This window comes from Nocardioides sp. NPDC051685 (assembly GCF_044453405.1).
Lineage (GTDB): Bacteria > Actinomycetota > Actinomycetes > Propionibacteriales > Nocardioidaceae > Nocardioides.
Map to the genome: position 1 here is coordinate 1,008,446 of NZ_JBITCR010000001.1, position 22,908 is coordinate 1,031,353.

Annotated in this window: 25 protein-coding genes and 3 tRNA genes; 8 read left to right on the top strand and 20 right to left on the bottom strand. The window is 68.8% G+C overall.

What is annotated here, in order from left to right; all coding sequences use genetic code 11:
* The first annotated feature begins 539 nt into the window (after positions 1 to 539).
* Positions 540 to 3,245, top strand: coding sequence for a MobF family relaxase (mobF, locus tag ACIA03_RS04845; RefSeq protein ID WP_396979782.1), 2,706 nt, complete (start codon positions 540 to 542; stop codon positions 3,243 to 3,245).
* Between the two features lie 19 nt (positions 3,246 to 3,264).
* On the opposite strand, the gene ACIA03_RS04850 is transcribed toward mobF, so the two are convergent.
* From ACIA03_RS04850 to ACIA03_RS04875, 6 genes are all read right to left on the bottom strand, one after another.
* Entirely contained in the window at positions 3,265 to 3,600 is a 336-nt protein-coding gene (locus tag ACIA03_RS04850) for a helix-turn-helix domain-containing protein (RefSeq protein ID WP_396979784.1), read from the bottom strand.
* 28 nt (positions 3,601 to 3,628) lie between these two features.
* Complete coding sequence (locus ACIA03_RS04855) at positions 3,629 to 3,949, bottom strand: type II toxin-antitoxin system RelE/ParE family toxin (protein ID WP_396979786.1); 321 nt, start codon at positions 3,947 to 3,949, stop codon at positions 3,629 to 3,631.
* A 507-nt stretch (positions 3,950 to 4,456) separates the two neighbouring features.
* Positions 4,457 to 4,681, bottom strand: coding sequence for a helix-turn-helix domain-containing protein (locus ACIA03_RS04860; RefSeq protein WP_396979788.1), 225 nt, complete (start codon positions 4,679 to 4,681; stop codon positions 4,457 to 4,459).
* A 121-nt stretch (positions 4,682 to 4,802) separates the two neighbouring features.
* Complete coding sequence (locus tag ACIA03_RS04865; protein ID WP_396979790.1) at positions 4,803 to 6,080, bottom strand: tyrosine-type recombinase/integrase; 1,278 nt, start codon at positions 6,078 to 6,080, stop codon at positions 4,803 to 4,805.
* Positions 6,077 to 6,361 carry a helix-turn-helix transcriptional regulator gene (locus ACIA03_RS04870; RefSeq protein ID WP_396979792.1) on the bottom strand — a complete coding sequence of 95 codons (285 nt, stop codon included), beginning with the start codon at positions 6,359 to 6,361 and terminating at the stop codon, positions 6,077 to 6,079. The genes ACIA03_RS04865 and ACIA03_RS04870 overlap by 4 nt, the downstream gene beginning before the upstream one ends.
* Positions 6,362 to 6,509: 148 nt before the next feature.
* Positions 6,510 to 6,582: transfer RNA gene (locus ACIA03_RS04875), tRNA-Arg, on the bottom strand.
* A gap of 107 nt (positions 6,583 to 6,689) precedes the next feature.
* On the opposite strand from ACIA03_RS04875, the gene ACIA03_RS04880 reads away from it, so the two are divergent.
* Positions 6,690 to 7,769 (top strand): LuxR family transcriptional regulator, encoded by a 1,080-nt coding sequence (locus ACIA03_RS04880; RefSeq protein ID WP_396979794.1) that lies wholly within the window; start codon positions 6,690 to 6,692, stop codon positions 7,767 to 7,769.
* 12 nt (positions 7,770 to 7,781) lie between these two features.
* On the opposite strand, the gene ACIA03_RS04885 is transcribed toward ACIA03_RS04880, so the two are convergent.
* The 3 genes from ACIA03_RS04885 to ACIA03_RS04895 all read right to left on the bottom strand — a co-directional run bounded on the left by ACIA03_RS04885 (position 7,782) and on the right by ACIA03_RS04895 (position 8,748).
* The gene (locus ACIA03_RS04885) at positions 7,782 to 7,937 is read right to left on the bottom strand and encodes a hypothetical protein (protein WP_396979796.1); all 156 of its coding nucleotides are present in this window, start codon (positions 7,935 to 7,937) and stop codon (positions 7,782 to 7,784) included.
* A gap of 182 nt (positions 7,938 to 8,119) precedes the next feature.
* Positions 8,120 to 8,210 (bottom strand) — tRNA-Ser (locus ACIA03_RS04890).
* 43 nt (positions 8,211 to 8,253) lie between these two features.
* Positions 8,254 to 8,748, bottom strand: coding sequence for a hypothetical protein (locus ACIA03_RS04895; RefSeq protein ID WP_396979886.1), 495 nt, complete (start codon positions 8,746 to 8,748; stop codon positions 8,254 to 8,256).
* A 90-nt stretch (positions 8,749 to 8,838) separates the two neighbouring features.
* Here ACIA03_RS04895 and ACIA03_RS04900 point away from each other — a divergent pair, with 90 nt between their 5' ends.
* Complete coding sequence (locus ACIA03_RS04900; protein WP_396979798.1) at positions 8,839 to 9,144, top strand: hypothetical protein; 306 nt, start codon at positions 8,839 to 8,841, stop codon at positions 9,142 to 9,144.
* Positions 9,145 to 9,147: 3 nt separating this feature from the next.
* Here the strand turns inward: ACIA03_RS04900 and ACIA03_RS04905 are convergent.
* From ACIA03_RS04905 to ACIA03_RS04920, 4 genes are all read right to left on the bottom strand, one after another.
* A tRNA-Ser gene (locus ACIA03_RS04905) sits at positions 9,148 to 9,235 on the bottom strand.
* Positions 9,236 to 9,277: 42 nt separating this feature from the next.
* A complete protein-coding gene (locus ACIA03_RS04910) occupies positions 9,278 to 9,508 on the bottom strand; it encodes a biotin/lipoyl-binding carrier protein (RefSeq protein ID WP_396979800.1) in 231 nt (76 codons plus the stop codon).
* Positions 9,509 to 9,557: 49 nt separating this feature from the next.
* Positions 9,558 to 11,336, bottom strand: a complete 1,779-nt coding sequence (locus tag ACIA03_RS04915) for a hypothetical protein (RefSeq protein WP_396979802.1) — start codon at positions 11,334 to 11,336, stop codon at positions 9,558 to 9,560.
* 85 nt (positions 11,337 to 11,421) lie between these two features.
* Positions 11,422 to 12,198, bottom strand: a complete 777-nt coding sequence (locus ACIA03_RS04920) for a carbon-nitrogen hydrolase family protein (protein WP_396979804.1) — start codon at positions 12,196 to 12,198, stop codon at positions 11,422 to 11,424.
* Between the two features lie 24 nt (positions 12,199 to 12,222).
* On the opposite strand from ACIA03_RS04920, the gene ACIA03_RS04925 reads away from it, so the two are divergent.
* From ACIA03_RS04925 to ACIA03_RS04935, 3 genes are all read left to right on the top strand, one after another.
* Positions 12,223 to 12,792, top strand: a complete 570-nt coding sequence (locus tag ACIA03_RS04925) for a molybdenum cofactor guanylyltransferase (RefSeq protein ID WP_396979806.1) — start codon at positions 12,223 to 12,225, stop codon at positions 12,790 to 12,792.
* A gap of 159 nt (positions 12,793 to 12,951) precedes the next feature.
* Entirely contained in the window at positions 12,952 to 13,926 is a 975-nt protein-coding gene (locus tag ACIA03_RS04930) for an NAD(P)H-quinone oxidoreductase (protein ID WP_396979808.1), read from the top strand.
* A gap of 14 nt (positions 13,927 to 13,940) precedes the next feature.
* Positions 13,941 to 14,531, top strand: a complete 591-nt coding sequence (locus tag ACIA03_RS04935; RefSeq protein WP_141795874.1) for a bacterial proteasome activator family protein — start codon at positions 13,941 to 13,943, stop codon at positions 14,529 to 14,531.
* A 101-nt stretch (positions 14,532 to 14,632) separates the two neighbouring features.
* Here the strand turns inward: ACIA03_RS04935 and chrA are convergent, their stop codons facing one another.
* Positions 14,633 to 15,769 carry a chromate efflux transporter gene (gene chrA, locus ACIA03_RS04940; protein WP_396979810.1) on the bottom strand — a complete coding sequence of 379 codons (1,137 nt, stop codon included), beginning with the start codon at positions 15,767 to 15,769 and terminating at the stop codon, positions 14,633 to 14,635.
* Positions 15,770 to 15,934: 165 nt separating this feature from the next.
* On the opposite strand from chrA, the gene ACIA03_RS04945 reads away from it, so the two are divergent.
* Complete coding sequence (locus tag ACIA03_RS04945) at positions 15,935 to 16,150, top strand: hypothetical protein (RefSeq protein ID WP_396979812.1); 216 nt, start codon at positions 15,935 to 15,937, stop codon at positions 16,148 to 16,150.
* 266 nt (positions 16,151 to 16,416) lie between these two features.
* Here the strand turns inward: ACIA03_RS04945 and ACIA03_RS04950 are convergent, their stop codons facing one another.
* The 3 genes from ACIA03_RS04950 to ACIA03_RS04960 are packed head-to-tail and all read right to left on the bottom strand — an operon-like array spanning position 16,417 to position 17,958.
* Positions 16,417 to 16,986 (bottom strand): NUDIX hydrolase, encoded by a 570-nt coding sequence (locus tag ACIA03_RS04950; protein WP_396979814.1) that lies wholly within the window; start codon positions 16,984 to 16,986, stop codon positions 16,417 to 16,419.
* A 10-nt stretch (positions 16,987 to 16,996) separates the two neighbouring features.
* Positions 16,997 to 17,326 (bottom strand): YnfA family protein, encoded by a 330-nt coding sequence (locus ACIA03_RS04955; protein ID WP_396979816.1) that lies wholly within the window; start codon positions 17,324 to 17,326, stop codon positions 16,997 to 16,999.
* Entirely contained in the window at positions 17,323 to 17,958 is a 636-nt protein-coding gene (locus ACIA03_RS04960; protein ID WP_396979818.1) for a histidine phosphatase family protein, read from the bottom strand. The genes ACIA03_RS04955 and ACIA03_RS04960 overlap by 4 nt, the downstream gene beginning before the upstream one ends.
* Positions 17,959 to 18,042: 84 nt before the next feature.
* Between ACIA03_RS04960 and ACIA03_RS04965 the strand changes: the two genes are divergently transcribed.
* Positions 18,043 to 18,996, top strand: a complete 954-nt coding sequence (locus tag ACIA03_RS04965; protein ID WP_396979820.1) for a helix-turn-helix transcriptional regulator — start codon at positions 18,043 to 18,045, stop codon at positions 18,994 to 18,996.
* Positions 18,997 to 19,073: 77 nt separating this feature from the next.
* Here ACIA03_RS04965 and ACIA03_RS04970 read toward each other — a convergent pair whose 3' ends face one another.
* From ACIA03_RS04970 to ACIA03_RS04980, 3 genes are all read right to left on the bottom strand, one after another.
* A complete protein-coding gene (locus ACIA03_RS04970) occupies positions 19,074 to 20,465 on the bottom strand; it encodes a cytochrome P450 (RefSeq protein WP_396979822.1) in 1,392 nt (463 codons plus the stop codon).
* 96 nt (positions 20,466 to 20,561) lie between these two features.
* Positions 20,562 to 21,776: a hypothetical protein gene (locus tag ACIA03_RS04975; RefSeq protein ID WP_396979824.1), complete on the bottom strand. Its 1,215-nt coding sequence runs from the start codon at positions 21,774 to 21,776 to the stop codon at positions 20,562 to 20,564.
* Between the two features lie 152 nt (positions 21,777 to 21,928).
* The gene (locus ACIA03_RS04980; RefSeq protein ID WP_396979826.1) at positions 21,929 to 22,663 is read right to left on the bottom strand and encodes a TetR/AcrR family transcriptional regulator; all 735 of its coding nucleotides are present in this window, start codon (positions 22,661 to 22,663) and stop codon (positions 21,929 to 21,931) included.
* Between the last annotated feature and the right edge of the window lie 245 nt (positions 22,664 to 22,908).

The following is a 22,908-nucleotide window of genomic DNA, read 5'->3' on the forward strand; positions in this document are numbered from 1 at the left end:
GATCACAGACGTGAGAACCGCACGAATGATCGCTCGAGACACAGAAGACACGAGAACTCCTGACGAGGTGGGGAACAAACGTGCCTACCCGAGCGGCAAACAAGGAACCTAGCGGGGTACATGTACGGCGCGCTGCAGAATTCGCGAAATTTCGGAATCGTTCACCAAACCACGGCAATTCCACATCCCCGCCCGAGTGGCGCACCAGGACCACAGACCGGCCCCCACAAGCCGGCCGACGGGTCCTCTCGGTCGGCCCCGTCGCTCGCAGCCCTACGGCATCTCTCCACGACACACCGCGCTATCCGCACACCGACGATGACTGTCGAACACTGCCGACACCTGAATCAGCAGGCCTCAGGCACTCCTCAGGCCTTCAAGACTCTCGGCACGCATGCTACGACGGTAGGGAGCAACCGGGCCGCCTTCGGGCGGCCCGAGGTGCGTTTTCAGGGTAGTTGACGGTTGTCAGCGGACCTCGACGGGACCACCCGGGTTGCTCACGGAGGGGAGCAAGGGGGTACGTGGTGCACGGCGGGATGAAGACCTATCACGGGGCGGCGCGGGATGCCAGGAACTACCTGGAGGCCGACCGGTCCCGGGCTGACGACTACTACCTGGACGACGGAAGCGGCCTGGCCAGGCGGTACGGCGCTACACCAGAGGCGGTCGCCGACCGGGGCATGATGGACGGGCTGGTCTACGAACGGTGGGTCGCGGGGTTTGACGTCGAGACCGGGTGTGCGAAGGGCCGGCTGCTTAAGGATCGGCTGGCGGACGGGACGAACCGGAAGCCGGTGCGGTTCGTCGAGGTGACGGTCAACGGGCCGAAGACGTGGTCGCTCGCGGCGGCGTTGCATGCCGAGATCGGGGACGCGTACGAGGCGGCGCAGCAGCGGGCTGCCCGCGAGATCATCGGCTGGTTGGCGCAGCATGCGACCACTCGGGTTGGGCCGAAGGGGCGGCAGGTGCAGGTGCCGGTCGAGGAGCTGGAGGCGGCGGTGATCACGCACTACACCTCCCGGGCCGGGGATCCGCACCGGCATCTGCATCTGCAGATCAGCAGCCGGGTCTTCGCCGAGGCCACCTGGCGAGGCCTGCACACGGTCGGGGTACGAGATAGCCTGGCCGCTCTCAACGGCATCGGGCATGCCGCGGTGATGTGTGATCCCGAGTTCCGTGGCGTCCTCGCCGCTCACGGGTACACGCTGGACCTGACCTCGGGAGAGCTCCAGGAACTGCGGCGGTTCGTGGGCGAGTTCTCCTCACGAGCAGCGCAGATCCGCACGAATGTGGAGCGTTACGAAGCCACGTGGCGGGGAGAGCACCCGGGCGAGCACCCCGGTCCTCGGCTGCGGAGAGCATGGGATGCGCGGGCGTGGGCGGATGCTCGTCCGGACAAGGTAGCGCCCGTCGACGGCGTGAGTCTTGCGCAGCATTGGATCGACGAGCTGTTCGCGTTGGGCTACCGGCCACCGCGTCTGTCGGCCGGGTCGCCGTCCGGACCGGAGGCGACCGCCATCGGCCGGTTGGACCGCGACCTGGCGGCCCAGCTGGTGATCGATCGACTGGGTGCCTCCGCTTCCGCGTGGAACGCCGCCGACGTCCGTGGTGGCGTCGAAAGGTTGGTCGCCGAGGTCGGGATCGTCGCCGTACCAGAGGTCCGGCGCGAACTGGCCGAGGATCTCACCGCCCGTGCCATCGACTGCTGCAGACCGCTGCTGCCGCGGGGCGACGTGCCTGAGCATGTCCGATCCCTTACCTCGCGGCGGGTTCTTGACGTCGAGGCCGATCTCAATGCCCGCCTGGCGCTGCGTGCCGAGACCTCCGCGACGCTCGGGGTTCTGGGCCGCGTGCCCGGTCTCGACCAAGCACAACGGGCGGTCGTCATGGCGCTGATCGGTGAGGGCCGGTTGCTGGTGATCGAGGGCGCCGCGGGGTCGGGGAAGACGCGGACGCTCGCGGTCGCGGCTGCCAAACTCCAGCGCCGCGGTGAGCGGATGCTGGTGGTCACGCCGACCAAGAAGGCCGCGAACGTCGCGGCCCGGGAGGTGAGGAGCGCTGCCTCGTCGGCCGCGTGGCTGGCGTGGCAGCACGGCTTTCGCTGGGACGAGGACGGTCGTTGGGGACGCGTCCACGCGGATGCTGATGGCGGGAGGGGGCCGGTCGACCGGCGTGCGCGCCTCGGGCCGGGTGATCTGCTGGTCGTCGACGAGGCCGGGATGCTCGATCAGGATCTCACCCGGGCGCTGCTGATCCTCGCCGATGAGTCCGGTGCCCGGGTCGCGTTCGTCGGTGACCGGCACCAGCTCCCGGCCGTCGGCCGCGGTGGCGTTCTCGACCTCGCCGCCCGCTGGGCCGACGACAGCGGGCGCCTGACTCTCGACGTCCTGCATCGCTTCGCCGACACCGAGTACGCCGACCTGAGTTTGAAGATGCGTGCCGGTCGTGACGCCGACACGGTCTTCGACCAACTGCTCGCTCGTGGCGAGATCGTGATCCACGGCAGCGACGTCGAGCGCCTCCACGCTCTCGCCACGCTGGCCGCCGACGCCCATGACCTCCTGATCACGGCGGACACCCGAGAGCAGGTCGCAGCACTGAACGCGGCCGCTCGACAACACCGCCTCCCGACCGAGACCTCGGGACGGTCGGTGGTGACCGACTCCGGGGAACAGATCGGTGCAGGTGACCGCATCACCACCCGCCAGAACAGTCGAAAACTCGATGTGGCAAACCGTGACTGCTGGACCGTTACGGGTGTCAGTCTGGACGGTGGGCTCCGGATGAAGGGGGCAGCCGGTCACCGACGGCTCCCGGCCGCCTATGTGACCGAGCATGTCGAGCTCGCCTACGCCAGCACCATCCACGGCGCCCAGGGCGAGACGGTCAACGAGGCCCATCTACTGCTCGGGGAGCGCACCAGCGCCGCGGCCGCGTATGTCGGGATGACCCGCGGGCGGCGCCGCAACGTCGCGCACCTGGTCGCCGACGATGTCGAGGATGCTCGCCGCCAGTGGGTCGAGGTCTTCGGCCGCGACCGGGCCGACCTCGGACCCGCGCACGCCGCCCAGCGCGCGGTCGAGGACATCGAGCGCTACGGCTCCAATGGCGCCCGCCGCTACGTCCGCCGGCCCAGCCCGTCGCGCGCGGCGCCCAGCAGGACAGCTCGCGCCCAGCAGGCCGAGCCGTCGACGCCGTGGAGCACTGCGGCGACCTCGCCCGAGCGGGGCGTCGGGCTGTGAGGGTTTGTGCGAGCGAGGGTCAGGCGGCGTCGTGGCCGGCGCCCCGCAGAATGTACATGTCGTCACCGAAGACCGCGGAGACCTGGATCTCGCCGCCCAGCGCCTGGACGTAGCGGCTGATGGCTTCCATGGTGGAGACCTCGCCGCGCTCGATCTGGGAGATCCGGCTCTTGGTGACGCCCATCCGCTCGGCGACATCGCTCTGCGTCAGGGACATCGACTTGCGGCGTTCGGCGAGGCGGTGGCCGTCGATGTAGGCCTGGTTCCGCTTGCGTGCCTCGGTGATGCGTTCCTCGCCGCCGGCGGCCTCGACCAGGCCGGGGCGGATGTCGCTCCACTTCTGGAAGCTGCTCATGACGTGCCCTCCTCTGCTTCTCGTTCCTTCAAGTACGTCTCGAAGAGCTCTTCAGCGAGCGGGATGGCGGCCCGGTACCAGCCAGACCAGTTGCCGGATTTGTCCCCACCGACCAGCGGATCGCGGAGCGCCAGGGGTCGAAGACGAAGATCACGCGGATCTCGGTGCGTCCGGTCGACCCCGGGCGGAGCTCTTTGAGGTTGTGAATGTCGGAGCTCTGGAGACGATCGACCAGCGGTCGTCCCAACGCTGGACCGACCTCGGCGAGCCGGTCGATGGCGTCAATGAGCTGTTGCCGGGATCGTTCGTCGAGAAGGTCGAACCACTCACTGAACGTGTCGGTGACCATGATCTCCCACTCGTCCACATCCCAAAGTGTAGCAAATCCTCGACTATCCGGCGCTGCCCACTGTGACGATTGTTGACGGTTGCAGACAGCAGTGGACGGATCAGGCTTTGACCGTTGACATACTCACCAAAAGAGCGCATGGTCGAACGTATGTTCCCCTCAGGCCGGCACGTGGTTCGCTGTATGTGCGTGCCTGCGATGCGAGAGCGACTGGTGCCGGACACCGTCCAGCACCGTGCCGGAGCGACGGCGAGGTCGCGGAAGAAGACGGTGGTGTTGATTCATCACCACCGTACGGCGATGGGCACCGCTCACCGCAGTGCGCCTGAGGGCCGTTCGGAGGAGTGGGCGGTTCCGATGATTCATCGGCACCGGTCATCGGCGTCATTTCGATGCCACGGTTCCGGTGACTCACCGGCACCGTAAGCTGCGCGGTGACCAAGGAACGGTTCCGGCGATTCGCCGGATCCGTCCACATCAGACCACGTGGTCCTGCTGAGGACTCGCTCAGATCAGCCGACGACTCGCAAGCCGCTGCTCACGCATGAACCGGCGAACGTCGCCCACCGTGCTGACCAGCCGGCGCCCCATCTTGAACAGCTCGGGCCCGGTGTTCTGCTGGCGCCACCAGCGCAACGTGTTCGGCGAGACCTTCAGCACCTCCGCCACCTCGGCGAACGTCAGCAGCTCCTCCCCGTCACGCTGGGAGAACGGAACCTGATCGATACTCATACCTACCTCCTGTTGATGTGAATCCGACCACTCCTGCCGCCAAATTGGTCGTGTGGGCTGTCGACGGTGATCGGTGGTTCGGCAGGTAGGTGTGCAGGGGCCGCCACGACCGACATATCGCTCAGATCGCGGGCTCGTCGTCTTCGCTCGGTGGGTCGATGTCGTCGAGGATGTCGGCCTCTTCCTCACTTGTCGCGGCCGCCAAGAGTCTGGGATCGGGCTGGAGCACCCGCAACGTACGGTCCAGGTGGACGGCGAGGGAGAGGTCGACCTTCTGGTCCGGTTCGATGTAGTGGCCTTCGGTGATCGCCGCCGAGGTGTGCCCCAGGAAGCCAGCGGCCACGTCCGTGCCCATCGCTCGGGCGATCACGGTGGCCGCTGTGCGGCGATACCAGCGCAGGCTGATGCCTGAGTCGGCCAGTCCTGCCAGCACGAGGAACTCCCGGAACGTCCGCCGCACGTTGGGCGGGCTGAGCACACCGCCGTTGCGGTTGGCGAAGATCGTCCGCTCGGGCTGGTCGTACAGCGGCGTGATCCTGCGGCGCAGGACCTCGGCGGCGAATCTTGGCACCGGGATGAATCGGACCGATGCGTGGGTCTTCGGGTGCTCCTGCCGTAGAGCACCTTTGCCCTTCATCTGAACGACGGTGCCGTTGACCTTGATGACCATGCCGCCCCGCCGGTCGCTCACGTCGCAGGGACGCAGCGCGAGGACCTCGCCGGGCCGCATCCCGGTTCCGAGGAGCACCTCGATGATGTCGCGTACGTTTCCGTCGGGCTTCGGTCCGGGCCTGCCGGGCTCGGTACGCCACGAGGCCGCTGCCTCGCGGATGGCGGCGACCTGCGCCAGCGTCAGCGCCTGCGGCGCCTCCTTCGGTCGCGGGAGCCGGGAGGTGCCGGTGACCGGGTTGCGGGCAAGCGCGTCGTGGCGGAGCGCGAAGTTGAAGAGCAGGTTGAGCACTGTGCGGCATTTGCGTGCCTGAGTCAGGGAGATGGCGCGCTGCGCCTTGAGCACCCGTTCCACCCGTCCGGTCGTGATCTCGCCCAGGATGAAGTGCTCGAACGTTGGGCGCACGTGCAGGCGCAGCTGGTCGCGGTAGGCCTGTCGGCTGTTCTCGGCCAGGTCCTGAACCTCCAGATCCTCGAGCCAGAGATCAGCGAGCAGGGTGAACGGGCTGGTGCGCGTCAGCCGGCCATCGCCGATCACGTTGTTCCGGTCCCGAAGCCGCTTCTTCAACAGCGCAGCTGCCGCGGTGCGTGACTCGCCGGTGGCAGTGGCCTGGCGCATCTTGCCGTCGTCGTCGCGGACCCAGGTGCCCGCCACGTACTTCTCGCCCTTACGGCTCACCCAGATCTCGCCGTGGGTGCCGATCTCGGTACGCGGGCGCCCGCCGCTCATCGCTTCCCCCCGGCACGGTCGCCGGGATGCCGCTCGGCGTCGGCGTGCTCGAGGCGTGCCAGCCACTCCTCGACCTCGGCAAGGCGAAAGCGGAGCTGGCGCCCGACCCGGAAGCCGCGCGGGCCGCGGCCCTGGCTGCGCAGGTCGTAGAGCGTCTGAACGTTCACGTGAAGCTGCGCGGCGAGCTCGGAGAGGGTGACGACGGCACCCATCTGGGCGGTCTCGTCAGCGTGTCGGTCGATGTGTCGGCTGGGGGTCACTGGTGTGGTGTTGGTCTCCATGCACCACAGGTGCGCGAGCCGCACCGAGCGCCGCCGAAATGAGGCCAGGCCCGCCGATGGCGGGCCTGATCTGTTGAGTTTCTGTTGAGTCAGCATGGTCTCTCCTCAGTTGAGGAGGCCGTACGTTCCTGCTGACCTGCACGTTCTGCGCGCCTGTAGGGATTCGAACCCCAAACCTTCTGATCCGTAGTCAGATGCTCTATCCGTTGAGCTACAGGCGCAGTGTTACCGAAGCAACGTGTAGAAGATTAGCGGAAGATGGTCCGTGACCAGAAATCGCCACGTGTGAGAAGATCTGGCGCTAGCCACAGCATCGGGGAGGTGGAGCGTGAGCAAGCGTCAACCCACGCCGTCCGGCGAGGAGCAGAATGTGAGGGACGAAGGGCACGCACCCAAGACGCGTGCACTGCTCGAGGCCAAGGGCATCGAGCTCTTCGAGCTCATCGCGGACCTGGGTGAGATCTCTGTGTCCGACGACCGGATCGTCGAGGGTGGTGAGTTCGCCAGCGCCCTGACAGCCCTCGAGGAGTTGGGGCTTGTCCGCAAGCCCGACGAGGCAGCGGACACCTGGGTGACCGTCGACCCAGCAACAGTGCAGGCGCGAATCGTTGCGCCCATGACCCAGGAGGGGATCCGGCTCCTCCAAGAGTCGGCGGAGTGGGCCAACGACTTCACCGCCCTGCGCAATGCTTGGCGCCGATCGGCCCCCGCAGCCCAGCAGGGACCCTTCGCGTACGTGCACAGCCCCGCGATCCAGCCGTTCATCGATTCGCTCGTTGCCGAGTGCGAGGAGGAGATGCTCACCGCGCAGCCCCAGACGCGAAGGGACACCGGCAGCAAGCTCACCGCAGCGATCCAGAAGGACACAGAGCTTCTCGAGCGCGGCGTACGGGTTTGCACGCTCTACCAGCACGCCGCTCGACGTAACAGCGCGACTCGCGAGTACGTGGCGGCCGTGTCCGAAGCCGGAGGGGAAGTACGCACCCTCGACGAGTTCTTCAACCGCATGATGATCTTCGACCGCCGGATCGCTGTGATTCCCAGCCCTGACGGCGTAGACACCGCCGTAGCCGTCCGCGAGCCTTCCGTCGTTGCCTATCTGGTCGACGTCTACGAGCGAGCATGGGAACGAGCCCGGCCGTTCTCCAGCTCCGACTCCACGACCCTTCGAGACATCGCTGGCGAACAGCGCGCCATGACGCTGCGCATGCTCATTGAGGGACACTCCGATCCTGCAGCGTCGAAGCGCCTGGGCGTCAGTCCGCGTACCTATGCGGGATACGTGTCAGACCTCAAGGAGGAGTTTGATGTCGACACCCGATTCCAGTTGGGCTACGAGATCGGCAGAAGCGGAAACGACCAACCGATGGCCGACGGACGTCCCGCCTCTGACCACGGGAAGAGCTAAGCCCTCCCCGTGCTAGCGGCGACCGACACCCCAGCTCGAGTCGTCAGTGGCCGTGATGCCCCAACTCGAGTCGGCAGAAACCGTCGTCGCGTTTCCAAATGCACCGATGGCGACGACAGTTGCGGCGGAGGCCAGCGCGAGCGCCACCGCCTTGCGTACGTGCTTCATGTCGTTCCTTCCTGATCTCGAGGCCATGTCTGGTGCCGAGAGGCCTACGGATTGATTATTGTGCATGGCACGGCGTTACGGATAGTTCACGTTCCGGCGTACGGTCTGTTGCAATGCATAAAATTGCAGGTCAGAAAGCAGTTTGGCCCCCTTGTAAAGGGGGCCAAACTCGATGAAACCTGCGGAGGCGGAGGGATTTGAACCCTCGATGGGGTTTAAGCCCCAAACTCGATTAGCAGTCGAGCGCCATAGACCGGACTAGGCGACGCCTCCATACTGCGCGAACAGGCTACAAGACCAGCGCTCCTGGGACCAATCAGGGCGCTTCGGTCGTTCCCGCAGCCGGGCCGAGGGGCTTGATGGTGGCCTTCAGATAGCCCTGGAGATCGCGTACGAACTGCTCGCGGTCGATGCTGAGGATGGTCACCGGGATCGTGGTGGCGCCGCCCTTCTTGAGCCGCAGCTCCAGGCACGGCGTGCCGGCGGGCATGGTGGTCACCGCCTCCTGGACGTCCGCCCAGCGGGCCTCACGGACACCGGCACCCCGCACGAAGGCGATCCGGTAGCCCTGGGCGCTGGCGCGCAGGACGTACGCCTTGTTGCGAAGCCACCAGCCGAACCCGATCACACCGGCGATGCCGAGGACGAGGGGGATGAAGAGCCACGCGAAGTCGATCCGGGCCGCGATCACGACGGCCGTGCCGGCGAAGACCACGAGCGCCAGGCCGACCACGGCGGCACCGAGGAGGCGGGCCTGCACGGTAGGAGCGAGGCGGTAGTAGGTGAGCTCAGCAGATGACACGCTCTCCATTGTGGACGACACGAGTGCCGGGAGCCGCATCGGCTTGCTCCTTTACGTGACCTAGGTCACAATCTGCTCATGACAGGTGTGCTTCCCAATATGTCGGATGCTCTTCGGGCCCTGGATACCGCTATCGCCGCTCCCCGTCCCGGGACCAACGTCGGTCTCTGGCGCTGGTCGGTGCGCCAGCGCCTGGGGGGCGTACGTGAGGCGCTGCTGATCCTCGACACAGGTCAGGAGTGGCATGCGCTCACCGATGTCAGCGCGCTCCGTGACCGGGGCACGCTGCTGAGCCGGCTCGCCGTCCTCGCCGACGATGTGCTCGACCGCACCGATCTCGAGGATCTCCTCCTCGAGCTGCGGCGGTTGATGATCGATGTGGATCGACACCTGCAAGAGGTCTAGCTCTGGCAGAGGGAGCGGGATTCGAACCCGCGGTAGGTCTCCCTACGACCGCTTTCAAGGCGGTTCCGATCGGCCACTCCGGCATCCCTCCATGCGCCCGTGGGCGCTTGGCCGAGTCTAGTGCGCCCGAGGCTCAGGCGCTCAACTCGACGAGAACGTCGCCCTCCTGCACCACATCGCCGGAGGCGACCTTGACCGCCACCACGGTGCCCGGGGCCTCCGCGAGGACCGGGATCTCCATCTTCATCGACTCCAGGAGCACGACGGTGTCCCCGGCGGCAACCGCGTCTCCGGGCTGCACCTCGACGCTCATGACGTTCGCCACCATCTCGGCAGCGATCGTGGTGGGGGTTCTGCGGTTCATAACCCAGAACGTAGGGGTTACCCGACGGTATCCCTAGCGGATCAGGGCTTCAGAGCAGCGCGTGGGTGCGGCCGGGCTCGGGGCGAACGGCGCTGGCCTCGTCGGCCTCACGCGCCGCCCTGCGACCACTGCCGGCAGCCGTCGAGCCGGTGAGCGCGAGGTCGATGCGGATGATGATGAAGGCGATCGCCATGCCGATGAGGATGCTGTAGACCACTGAGAGGGCGGCCTCGGCGAGCCCGACATCGGGGTTGAGGAAGGTGCTGGCGACCGGCGCGGTGAGCGCGACACCGAAGAGGCAGACCCACCAACCCTGGCGGCGCCGGGCACGCATGTGGGTGCCCCAGACCAGCGCCGGGACTCCGAAGAGCGCCTGGATCGGGTGCGGGTAGCCACCGAGGTGGATGCGGCACCAACGCTGCATCTCGTCGACCGAGTCCATCAGGTCGGTGCTGCCGTAGCGGCGCAGCATCTCGGCGTAGATCAGGGTGAGCGCGAGCATCAGACCACCGGTGCCGACCACGATCGCACCGCGCCGGCCGAGGCCGTGCAGACCGGCACCGAGGCGGTAGACCGCGAAGAAGGCGATCGCGAGCGAACAGGCCAGCGTGGCGTACTCGAACCGGGAGACCATCACCACCGGCTCGAAGCCGAGCGCGGCGAAGCTTCCGAGCGCGGCGATGCCGACCGCGATGAACGTCTCCCGGATCGTCTTCGGGAAGCGACGTGAGGGGACCGTGCCCATCACCGCGAGGACCGCCGCCACCGATGCGACGAGAACCGCCGCCCCCGTACGCAACGCCTCGTTGTCCGTGAGCACCACGACGAGCCCGGCGGCCCCGGCCAGCGCACCGAAGACCAGCGGCCGGCCACCGGTGCGGTGAGCCAGCGCGAAGGTGTAGGCGGTGCCGACCACGGCGGCGCCGAGGCCGCCGAAGATCTCCGGCCCCAGGTCGAAGGCGGTGACCGCCAGGCCGAGCAGGCCGACGGCGAGCACTGCCAGCCAGATCGCCCGGATCGTGCCGGCGGTCAGGCTCTCGATGATCCCCAGGCCCGCGCGGGCGGCACCGGCGCCGGGGACCCGGGGCTGGGCGAGGAACGAGGTCACCTTGGCAGCGGCGGCGGGCCGGCCGGTGGACTCAGACTCGTAGGCCGCCGGATCGTAGACCGGCTCGAGGTGGCCGGACTGGTAGGGGTCGGACTGATATTGGTCCGGCTGGTAGGCCGGCTGCTGGATGTGGGACGGCGTCGGCGGCGCCTGCACCAGACCGGGCATGACTGCGTAGCTGCCCGTCGTGGAGTAGGCCGGCGCCTGCCGCGCGCTCGGGGGCGGCGCGGTCGGACTGCTCAGGGCGGGCTCCGGCGTGGGCGCGGGCCGGACCGGCACGTCCGCGTAGCCACCTCCGAATCCATCACCGTCGTAGCCACGGCCGACGGGGGCCGGCGGCTCCGGCGACGTCAGGCGCGCGCGCTTGCCCGTGTAACCGGTCGGCTCGTCGAACTGCTCCGGCTCGGTGCGCCCCGCGATCCGGCGCCCGCCACCCGGTGTGGGCGGCTCCTGGGACGGCTGCCGCTCGTCGTACCACGTCTCGTCGGCCCAGCCGGTCTCGCTCCAACCCTGGCTGTTGCTCTGCCCGCCGTAGGGCTGATCGGCTTCCTGGCCGAGTTCATGATGACCGGCGGCGGACCAGTCGTCCTCAGCCCACTGGTCATAGGCCAGCGCCTCGCTCGAGGTGGGCTCCACGTAGGCGGGTGTGGGCTCGCTGCGACCGGCTGCACGACGGCCACGCTTGCTCTTGTCAGCGCGACGGCGGGGGGCTCGGTCCATAACAGGCGAGGATACCGGGGATGGGGTGAACCTAACGAGTCATCGATATCCGTTTACCGCTGTGACGGGGAGTTGTTGACCAGGGTCACATTCTGCGGTTGACCAGGGACGGGTTGGTCCGACGGGCGTCCTCGAGCACGGCTCGATCGATCGTCGCGGAGACGATCTCGTCACCGTCACCGGCCTCGGTCAGGACGTCCCCGAGGGGGTCGACGATCATCGAGTGACCGCAGTAGCGAGGCGCCGACTGGGCGGCCGCCGCGATGAAGACGGTGTTCTCGATCGCGCGGGCACGAACGAGCGTGCGCCAGTGGTCGACCTTGCGTGGCCCGGCCACCCACGCGGCCGGCAGGACGATCAGCTCGGCACCCTGGTCGACCAGACGTCGCGCGAGCTCGGGGAAGCGCAGGTCGTAGCAGGTCATCAGCCCCGTCGGCACGCCGTTGATGTCGACCACCACCGGCTCGATCGCGCCCGCGACCAGCGCGTCCGACTCCTTGTAGCCGAAGGAGTCGTAGAGATGGATCTTCCGGTACGCCGCCTCCGCACCACCCCGCACGAGCAACGTGTTGAACGGCCGGCCGTCGGGATCACCGCTGGTCTCGAGCATCCCGGCCACCACCGTCGCTCCGCGCTCCCCGGCGACCCGGGAGAGCTCGGTCCCGAACGGCCCGTCCAGCCTCTCGGCGTACGGGCTCAGGTCGGATCCCGGCTTGCCGAAGTCGCGGGCGAAGACCTCGGGGAAGACGACCAGGTCGCCGCCGCGCGGGGTCAGCTCGGCCAGCAGGGACCGGTTGGCGTCGGGATCGAGACCCGAGGCCTGCTGGACGAGGCTGATCCGGAGGCTGTTCCAGGTGGTCACATCTCCAGACTAGAGTCCCGCTGTGTGACTGCTTGGGACGAATGGGAGCCGTACGCTGCCGTGCTGCTCGCCGGAGGACGCAGCTCCCGCCTCGACGGGATCGACAAGTCCGGGATCGAGCTCGGCGGCCGCACGATGCTGGCGTGGGCGCTGGATGCCGTCGTCGACGCGATGGAGGTCGTCGTCGTGGGCGACCCGGTGCACACCGAGCGCCCGGTCACCTTCGTCCGTGAGGATCCCCGCTTCGGCGGCCCCGTCGCCGCCCTGCTGACCGGCGTGGACGCGCTGCTGAACCCGAGGGCGTACGTCGGCGTCATCGCCGTCGACATGCCCTTCCTGCGCCCGCGCACCCTGTCGAGGCTGCGCGAGGCGGCGTTCGGCCGCGACGGCGCCGTGCTCGTCGGCCCCGACGGGCACCGGCAGCTCGCCCTGGTCCTCTCCGCCGCTCGGCTCGCCGAGGTCCGCCCGGACCACGAGGGGCAGCACGGGATGCCGCTGCGCAAGCTGCTGGCCGACCTGGATCTCGTCGAGGTCCCCGCCGAGGGCGACGAGCACCGCGACATCGACACCTGGACGGACCTGAAGTCGCTCTGAGGGATGGCCGCGGGGTGGCCGCACGGCTCGCGCGCGAGCTGTAACACGCTGTTACACCGACTATCCGGTCGTTCAGAACGACCGGAAAGTCCTACGAACGACGTGTTACACGACGCCAGCGCGCCACTCACCACCACCGCAGACCCCTAGGGTTGAGGCATGCGAGCCGTCGTAGCCGAGCAGCCCGGAGGACCCGAGGTCCTCACCGTCACCGAGCTCCCCGACCCGGAGCCCGCACCTGGTGAGGTCGTGATCGACGTCGCCGCGGCCGGGCTCAACCGGGCCGACCTGCTGCAGCGGCAGGGCTTCTACCCGCCCCCGAAGGGCGCCAGCGACATCATCGGGATGGAGTGCAGCGGCGTCGTCTCCGCGGTCGGCGAGGGCGTCGACGAGTGGCAGGTGGGCGACGAGGTGTGCGCGCTCCTGGCCGGTGGTGGTTACGCGACCAAGGTCGCCGTGCCGGCCGGACAGGTGATGCCGGTGCCCGAGGGCGTCGACCTGGTCACCGCCGCGGCGCTCCCCGAGGTGACCACCACCGTGTGGTCCAACGTGTTCATGGTCGGTGGGCTGACCCCCGACGAGACGTTCCTGGTCCACGGCGGCGCCGGCGGGATCGGCACGATGGCGATCCAGCTCGCCAGCCAGATCGGTGCCCGGGTGATCACGACGGTCGGTTCGGCCGAGAAGGCCGAGCTGGCCAAGTCGCTCGGCGCCGAGGTGGTCATCAACTACAAGGACCAGGACTTCGTCGAGGTCACCAAGGTCTACGGCGGCGCCGACGTCATCCTCGACAACATGGGCGCCAAATACCTCGCCCGCAACATCGACGCCCTCAACCCCGAGGGCCGCCTGGTCATCATCGGCATGCAGGGCGGCACCAAGGCCGAGCTCGACATCAACGCCCTGCTCCGCAAGCGCGCCGCGGTGATCGCCACCAACCTCCGCGGACGACCGGTCGAGCAGAAGGCAAGGATCTGCGCCGAGGTCGTCGAGCGCATCTGGCCGATGATCGAGGCCGGCGAGGTGAAGGCGGTCGTGCAGGACGTACTTCCGCTGGCGGAGGCCGCCGAGGCGCACCGGCTCATGGAGTCCGGCACGCACACCGGCAAGATCCTGCTGACCACCGCGGGCTAGGTAGGGTTGAGCGCATGACGCAGGAGCAGACCGGGGAAGTCGTGGTCATCGGACCCGACGGGCAGCCGATCGCGGTGCCCGCCGACGTACTCAAGGACGCCACCGCGACGGAGGCCACCGAGGACGAAGAGCGCGACGTGACCGACCTCGTGGAGCAGCCCGCGAAGGTGATGCGGATCGGATCGATGATCCGCCAGCTGCTCGAGGAGGTGAAGGCCGCCCCGCTCGACGAGGCCTCCCGCAACCGGCTCCGTGAGATCCACCATGCCTCGATAAAGGAGCTGGAGTCCGGGCTCGCGCCCGAGCTGGTCGAGGAGCTGGAGCGGCTCTCGCTGCCCTTCGCCGAGCAGCAGACCCCGTCCGAGGGCGAGCTGCGGATCGCGCAGGCCCAGCTGGTCGGCTGGCTCGAGGGCCTCTTCCACGGCATCCAGACCGCGATCTACGCCCAGCAGGTCGCCGCGCGCGCCCAGTTCGAGCAGATCCGCAAGGGCCTGCCGCCGGGCGTGAGCCTCTCCCCCGAGGGCCAGCCGGCCCCGGGTCAGGGCGGCCCGCAGCAGCAGGGCCAGCACGACCACGGCGACTCCTCAGGCGGCCTCTACCTCTAGGCAAGGGCCGGATGTTCACCGAGGTAACTCGGTGAACTCCAACCTCCTTCGTTGAACTCCACGAGGGAAGCGAACGCCGGCCGAGTTACCTCGGTGAGCATTCACGGCAGCGGCCCGCCGGCCAGGGCAACAACCACCCCGACAGCCGCCGCGAGCAGCAGCGTGAGCACGACCCCACGCTTCAACAGCAGCAGGAGTACGCCGGCAGCCGCGAGCACCACCCACTGCCACCATTCGCTCGTCGCCATCGCCAGCGGCACCGCGGAGCCGAGGATCGCACCGATCGCGGCCGGCCCGGCGCCGTCGAGGAAGGCGCGGGCGAGCGGTGAGGAGCGCAGCGCCTCGAAGTGCCGCCCACCGGCGATGATCATCACGAACGACGGCCCGAAGGCGATCACCGCGGCGAGCAGCCCACCGAGCAGCCCGGCGGCCGCGAAGCCGACGACCGCGACGGTGTGGACGACCGGGCCCGGGGTGATCTGCCCGAGCGCGACCGCGTTGAGGAACTCGGCGTCGCTCATCCAACCGTGGCGATCGACCGCGTCGGACTGCATCAGCGGGATGATCACGAACCCGCCGCCGTACGACAGCGCACCGACCTTGAAGGCCGTCCACGCCAGCGGCGCTCCCACGCCGACGGTGATTGCTCCCTGAGCCAGGACCGGCAGCGTGAGGACGGACTGGAAGGAGTTCGTACGCCACGGCCTCCGCATCGCCACCTCGACGAGCCCGGCCCCGACGAGCACGAGGACCACCCACGCCCCGGTGGTCGCGGCGGCGAGGGTCCCGAGGACGGCGTAGAGGATCCATCGCGGACGCGACGGGGTCCGCTCGTAGGAGGACGGCACCAGTGCCCAGCCCGCCTGGACCGCGACCGCGGCGACCGCCGCACCGGCACCGGCGCCGGCACCCAGCACCCATGCCGGCGGCTGACCCAGGAAGAGCGCCGCCAGGGCGAGGATCAGGACGAGGCCCGGCAGGATGAACGCGAGCCCGCCGACCAGCGCACCGAGCACCCCACGGACCCGCCACGCGGTGAAGATCGCCAGCTGTGTCGAGGACGGTCCCGGGAGCAGGTTGCAGGTCGCGATCGCATCCTCGAACTCCTCCGGCTCCACCCATCCGCGGCGCTCGACGACGGTCTCGCGCAGCAGCCTGATGTGGGCGGGCGGACCGCCGAACCCGATGACGCCGATCCGGCCCCATTCCCGAGTGATCTCCGCCAAGGACGTGGTCATGACGCGCAGCGTACGGGCTCGAGGTGATGTTTCTCGATTGTGGAGATTTCGTAACTCCAAAGTGGCAGAAAGCCGCGTCATGAACCCGCTACGGCCCCGTTCCACTCACGTGAAGGCCGCCGGACAACGGCTGGCCAGCGCCGCCCGCCGAGAAGAGGAATCACCATGGCAACCACCACGATCACCGCACGTCACCGCAGTGACCTGACCGCCGTCGAGTCGATCCGCAACAACGTCCTCGACGCCGTCCGCAGCATCCGCAAGAACGACCAGCCCGAGCACAAGCATCGCGGCGGGATGCCGCCGGCCGTCGGCACCACGATGTTCGGGGTCGCCGCCGTGGCCGCCACCGGCATCGTCGCGCTCGGCGCCTTCCGCTGACCATGCGCCTTCATCTTCGGTCCGTCGTTCACAGCCTGAGGCTGTGGGTGGACGCCCTGGGCCTACTGAGGGGGAGGCCCGGGGCGCGGTCGGGGGGCCGCTCCACGGACTGAGTGTCGTCGCGCGAGCGGATCGGGGGATTCACGCTCGCGCAGACGACACATGCGAGAGATCTCGTCGCACCGAGGGATGTCGACCAGATCTCGCAAGACCGCAGCCGACCATCGAGGGGGATGGTCGGCTGCGGCGTTTCTGCAGGTCGGTCGTCAGGCCGGGACCGTCGACTCCTCCACCCAGCCGCCATCGACCGGAGCGGAGGCGGCCGTGTCGCGGCGTACGTCGGCGTCCTTCCACAGGTCGAGGAGGACCGCCGGCCAGATCTCCTCATCGGTCGTCGCGAGCTCCTCGCGCGTCCACCAGCGGTGTGCGGCCATGGTGAGCTGCTCCTCCTCGGTGTGGCCGGCGGTGGAGACCTCGAACGCGGGAACCCAGCAGGCGTAGAAGACGTCCTCCTGGTCGATGACCACGTCGCTGTAACCGTGCACCACCGTCCTCCGCATCGTCGGCCCCACGAGGTCTGCCTCGGTGATCCGCAGACCGGTCTCCTCCTCGACCTCGCGGACAGCCGCGACCGCCTCGCTCTCGCCGTCGTCGATGCCACCGCCAGGAGTGATCCACCAGCGCACGCCCGGGATCCCCGGGTCGGAGTCGGCGAAGAGCAGGATCCGGTCGCGGTCGTCGATCAGGAGTACGCGGGCAGTGCTGCGGCTGCGGCGTGGCCGCTCCGCCGGCGCGACGGGGACGAAGGTGCGGGGCGAGTCTTCCTCGGAGGCCATGACCCCATCCTCACCCACGTGGCGCGTACATGATCACGCCCATCCCGGCCAGGCACAGCGCCGCTCCGGCGATGTCCCAGCGGTCGGGCCGGTAGCCGTCCATCGCCATCCCCCAGGCGATCGAGCCTGCGACGAAGACCCCGCCGTACGCCGCCAGGATCCGCCCGAAGTGGGCGTCGGGCTGCAGGGTGGCGACGACGCCGTAGAGGCCGAGCGCGATGAACCCGGCGCCCACCCAGAGCCAGCCGCGATGCTCCCGCAGCCCCTGCCACACCAGCCAGGCACCACCGATCTCGGCGACCGCGGCGAGCACGAAGAGCAGGACCGACCGGAGGATCAAAAGCCATCGCCGATCAGGTGCGGCCCGCCCAGCGGGTCGTTGTTCCAGGAGATCGTCGTCCAGCCCTCCTCCAGGCTGCCCTCGACGATCGCGAGGCCGGTGTTGCGGATCCGGTTGTCGTCGCCGAAGGCGGGCGACTGCGAGGTGCGCAGTCCGGTCCACATCCGGATCGCGGCACCGTGCGAGACGATCGCGACCGTGTCGTCGGGCTCGTGCTGCTTGACCACGGACTGCACCGCGGCGTCGAAGCGCGCCAGGAACTCGTGGCCCGCCTCACCGCCGGGGACCGGCGTCTCGAGCGTGCCGCCGATCCAGTCGCCGAGCGCCTCGAGATAGATCGTCACCGACTCCCTGTCGGTGGCCATCTCCAGGTGGCCGGCGTTGATCTCCTCGAAGCCCTCCTGCACCACGACCGGCAACCCGAGCCGGGCAGCGAGCGGCGCGGCGGTCAGCTGGGTGCGCACCAGCCGGGAGGCGTACAGCCCCACGATCCGCTCCCCCACCAGCGCGTCCGGAACCGCCGCGGCCTGGGAGTGCCCCAGCTCGGTCAACCCGGCGCCGGGAAAGGCGGTGTCGAGCGCCCCGGAGACGTTGCTCGGGGTCTGGCCGTGTCTGATCAGCAGAAGTCTCATATGCCGGTAAGGGTACGGGACCGACCTCGCCGAAAGTGACGGACTAATCTGAATCCGGACGACCTACTTCCGGGAGCCGCCACGATGGGACATGACGAGAGCCCGACCGCTCGAGCACTGCTCACCCTCGAGCTGCTGCAGTCCTCCCCGGGCATCACCGCCGAGCGCCTGGGCGAGCGGCTGCGGGTCACCGAGCGCGCCGCCCGTCGTTACGTCGCGATCCTGCGGGAGGCCGGCATCCCTGTCGAGTCCGAGCGTGGCCCCTATGGCGGCTACCGCCTGGGCCGTGGGATGCGCACCCCGCTCATCTTCACCACCGCGGAGGCGCTCGGCCTGGTGATGGCCCTGCTCGACGGCCACCACGACATCGCCGACGCCACCGGTCCGGTCGGCAGCGCCGTCGGCAAGATCGGCCGGGTGCTGCCCGAGTCGCTGGCCCAGACGGTGGCCGCGGTGCGGCGTACGATCTCGGCGGTCCCGGACCAGAGCGCCGTCTCACCCGACCCGGACATCACCACCAGCCTGGTCCAGGCCTGCGACTCCCGGCGGCGCACGACCATCGCCTACACGACCGAGAACGGCAACGAGCGCAAGATGGTCGTCGACCCGTGGGCCGTCGTCGTACGCCACGCCCGCTGGTATCTGCTCTGCTGGTCGCACACCGCCGACGCCCGCCGGGTGCTCCGGGTCGACCGGATGGCTGCGGTCGACATCGAGGAGACGACCTTCGTACGTCCCGAGATCGACCCCGTCACCGAGGTCGAGGAGCACCTCGGAGAGGGCTGGGCCTATCCGGTCGAGGTCGTCTTCGACGCCCCGTTCGACCAGGTCGACCGCTATCTGCCGCGCGTCCTGGGCCGTCTCGAGCCCCTCGACGACGACCGCTGCCGTCTCGTCGGCAGCACCAACAGCCCGGGCTGGTACGCCCAGGAGCTGGCCCGTCGCGCCGTCCCGTTCCGCGTGGTCGAGGGCGACGAGGTACGCCACTGCGTCGCCGAGCTCGGTCAACGACTCCTCGACGCCGCCAGTCCCCGCTGACCGCCGAGGCGTCACGCGCGTCGGCCGAGAGGGCACAGCGGTGCCACCTCGGCCGACGTACCTGACGCCTCGGCGGGTCAGGAGAGGCGGGCAGGGAGGTGTGAGTAGCCGCGGAGGATGCGGGTGGGGTGGCGCTCGCGGTCGCCGACGAGCTCGAGGTCGGGGAAGCGCTCGAAGAGGAGCCGGAGACCGATCTCGCCCTCCATCCGCGCCAGGGCGGCGCCGAGGCAGAAGTGGCGGCCGCTGGAGAAGGAGAGGTGGTCGCGGGCGTTCTCGCGGGTGACGTCGAAGCTGTGCGGGTCGGTGAAGACGGCGGGATCCCGGTTGGCGGCCGCGAGCACGGTGTTGATGATCGTGCCGCGCGGGATCGCCTGGCCGGCGATGGTGGAGTTGCGGCGGGCGACCCGGCCGGTCAGCAGCACCGGTGGGTCGAGCCGCAGGATCTCGTCGGCGGCGTTCGACCACAGCTCGGGCTGCGCCCGGAGCAGCTCGAGCTGCGAGGGGTTGTCGTGGAGCAGCGCGATGCCGTTGCCGATCAGGTTCACCGTCGTCTCGAAGCCGGCCGCGAAGACCAGCCCGGCGATCGCCCGCAGCTCCCGTTCGCTGAGCCGGTCGCCGTCGTCGCGGAGGGCGACGAGCTGGCTGAGCAGGTCGTCGCCGGGGTGGTCGGCCAGATACTCGAGGTGGCCGCGCAGCCAGGTGTCGAACTCCTCGAGCGAGGCTTCCATCTCCCGGAAGGTGCGCCAGCCCAGCCCGATGTCGAGGCTCAGCGCCGCGCCCTTGCCGAGCTCGAGCATGCGTTCGCGCAGGTCGACGGGGACGCCGAGCACCTCGGAGATCACCGTGATCGGCAGCAGTCCGCAGTAGCGGGTGACCAGGTCGACGTCGGCCCCCGACGCCGCCTCCTTCTCCAGGTCGTCGAGCAGCTCACGGGCGATCTCCTCGGTGCGAGCACGCAGCTTCTCGACCGCACGCACCGTGAACACTCGGGTGACCAGCTTGCGGTAGCGGGTGTGCTCCGGAGGTTCGGTCGCCAGCAGCGACGGTGGCTGGAGCGGCGCGAACACGTCGCTGGCCGACCACGACGCCGCTCGGGCCAGCAGGCCGGTGCCCGACTCGTCGGGCGCGAAGAACCCGGTGACGAAGTCGTTGCTGGTCAGCACCTCCTTGATGACCTCGTGGTCGACCGCGAGGAGGCTGAAACCGCCCTGGTAGAGCGGTCCGCGCGCACGGAACTCCTCGAACAGGTCGACCAGATCGAACGTGTGCGACCCGGGCCCACTCAGGATCAGGTCCCCCTGCAGATCGCCCTTCCTGGCGGAACGGACGATGGCCGTACGCGGCAACCCGTGCCCCAGCGCCCAGCGCACGCCCTGCTTGGCGGTGTGCTCGACCGTCCCCAGCGCCCGGCCCAGCGTCCGGCCCGGAATCGTGCGGGTGCCGGCGGGCGGGGTGATCTTGAGCGGCATGCGAAACCTCCGAGGCGCAGGAACACGTTCCTGTGCAGCGTACGCCGGACGGAAGTCCCACACATCCGACCGTGGTAGCAATTCAGCCCAGGCAAGTCAGCGCCGCACGAACTCGCGATCGCCCTTGGGCCACGAGTGCGTGTAGCCGGTGACCTTCGGCGCCCCCTCGACCCGCACGCTCCATGCCGCGTGCCCGGACGCGACCGGCTTGATGACGACGAGCTGGTTGGGCTCGGTGATCATGACCGTACGCGTGAACCGCTCCGGCGCACCCCACGGGTCCATCGCGATCGTGGCCGTCACGGGCAACCGGCTGGCGTCGATCCGCAGCCCGATCGCCTCGGTCATCGCGATCGCCTTCACCGACAGCGTCCTGGTCGGCTCCGGCTTCTTGGTCGGCTCGGGCGTCGGTGTCGGCTTCGGTGTCGGCTTCGGTGTCGGCTTCGGTGTCGGTTCGACGCGTTTCGAGGCCGAGGGGCTCGGCGACGGCGGCTCGATGACCTCGTCGCTCGCCCCCGCGCTCGGCGCGGACTGCTGGCTCTGCGGCTCCTTCATGGTCGACGAGTCCGCGTCGGACGTCACGACGCGTACGACCTCATAGATCAGGATCAGCAGGAGTACGGCGAGGACGACCAGCACCACCCGACCGCGACGGGTCATCCGCGACCGCCGGTACGGGCCGGGTTCCATGTGGTGCAGCGGCACCAGCGGTGCCGCCGACCGCTCGGCGACGGGCTCGGCGACCGGCTCGGCGACGGGCGGCGCAGGCTCTGGTTCGGGCTCCGGCATCGGCGCAGGTGCCGGCGGCGGCATCGGTGGGGGCGGCGGAGCCGGCGCCGGCTCGGGTTCCGGCTCCGGGAGGGGCTCTGGTTCCGGCTCTGGTTCCAGCTCCGGTTCCGGCTCAGGTGTCTCGACAACAGGCGCCGGAACAGCGAGGACCGGCGGCACGTACGGCTCAGGCTCCTCGGGCTCGTCCATCGGCTCGATGACGGCCTGGATGACCATCGGCGCAGCGGAGGCGGGAAGCCAGGCTGCGCCGGGAACGTCGTCGGGGGACCCGTAGCTCCCGAAGACCTCGAGGGTCTCGAAGTCGGTGACGTGCCCGTCGGGATGGACGACCATCCGGACCCGGGCCTCGTCGTCGGTGGCGACGACCTGGACGGGCTTGCGGCTCGGGCCGGCGAGCTGCTCCCGCACGGCACGGATGCCGGCCTGGTGCGGGTCCTCTCCCCACGGGCGATCCACCACCAGGCCGTTGAGCGTCGTGACCCCGCGGGTGACGGAGAGGATGGCTGTCTGCTTCCGGGCCATCAGTGGCCTCCGGAAGGGTCAATGCACACGTGTGGGGTCCTCGCGGTGGGGAAGCGGGCAACGGGCTCGGAAAGTGTGTCGTTCAAGCCTCAACAGGGCAACTCACACGCGCAAGCCCTACCCACCAGTTACCGTCTTGTCAGCCTGCCTTGTCAGGCGAGCTCGCGGACCCTGTCCTCGAGGAAGTCGTCGAGCATGTCCACGGCGACCTCGTTCGCGGCCTGGATCTTGTCCTGGCTGACCCCGCACATCCGCAGGCACGAGGACGCGATCGCCCACGCCTCCGGGCACGAGATCCTGCGAACCGTGTTCTCGGTGATCATCTCGGCGCGCATGTTGATGACGCCTTCGACCTGCTGGATGAGCATGTTGCCCAGCTGCTTCAGGCTGACACCTTCCAGCACCTTCTCCGAGGCCACCTTGCTGGCGAGATCGGCATAGGCAGCAGCCAGCTCCTGGTGCTCCTTGCGGAATTCGGTGTAGACCTCGCCGTTGGTGACATCCGGCAGCATGTAGAGCATGCCGACGTTGTGCTCCACGTCCGCAAGCGTGCGTACGTCGACGAGAACCAGCAGATAAAGGGCCGTCTCGTAGTCGAGCGGTGGCACCTGGTTGAGGATCTTCTCGACCTTGTCCGTGGTCGGGCGAACCGACTTACGGAGCAGCTCGACGAGGATCTCGTCCTTGCCTGCGAAGTGGTAGTAGAGGGAGGCCTGACGGATGCCGACCTGGTCGGCGATCTCGCGGGTGGACGTCGCCGCGAAGCCCTGGGACACGAAGAGTCGCGCAGCTGCATCGAGGATCTGGTCACGTGGTGAGGCAGTGCCCGAATCGGGCACATGCCTGGGGCGGCCGGGCCGAGAACGCCTAGTTGTCATGTACGCCATCTAAGCGGCCTCCCGAGTTTCGGGGAAGATTCGAAAGAGTCTTCTTCCCCTAAAGAACAGAGTCGAAAGTCCCACGGGAGGGTTGAATTCCGTGTCAACAAAGTGTATGACGTGACGATCCAATAGGCACGGCACAGCATCCTCCCGGGGCGATAATGCTGGCGGAATTCTGCCTAGTCTGACGGGGGTTTCGGCCTGTGAACAGAGTCGTGTGCCATCCAGAGGAATGACCCCGGTCCCGTAAC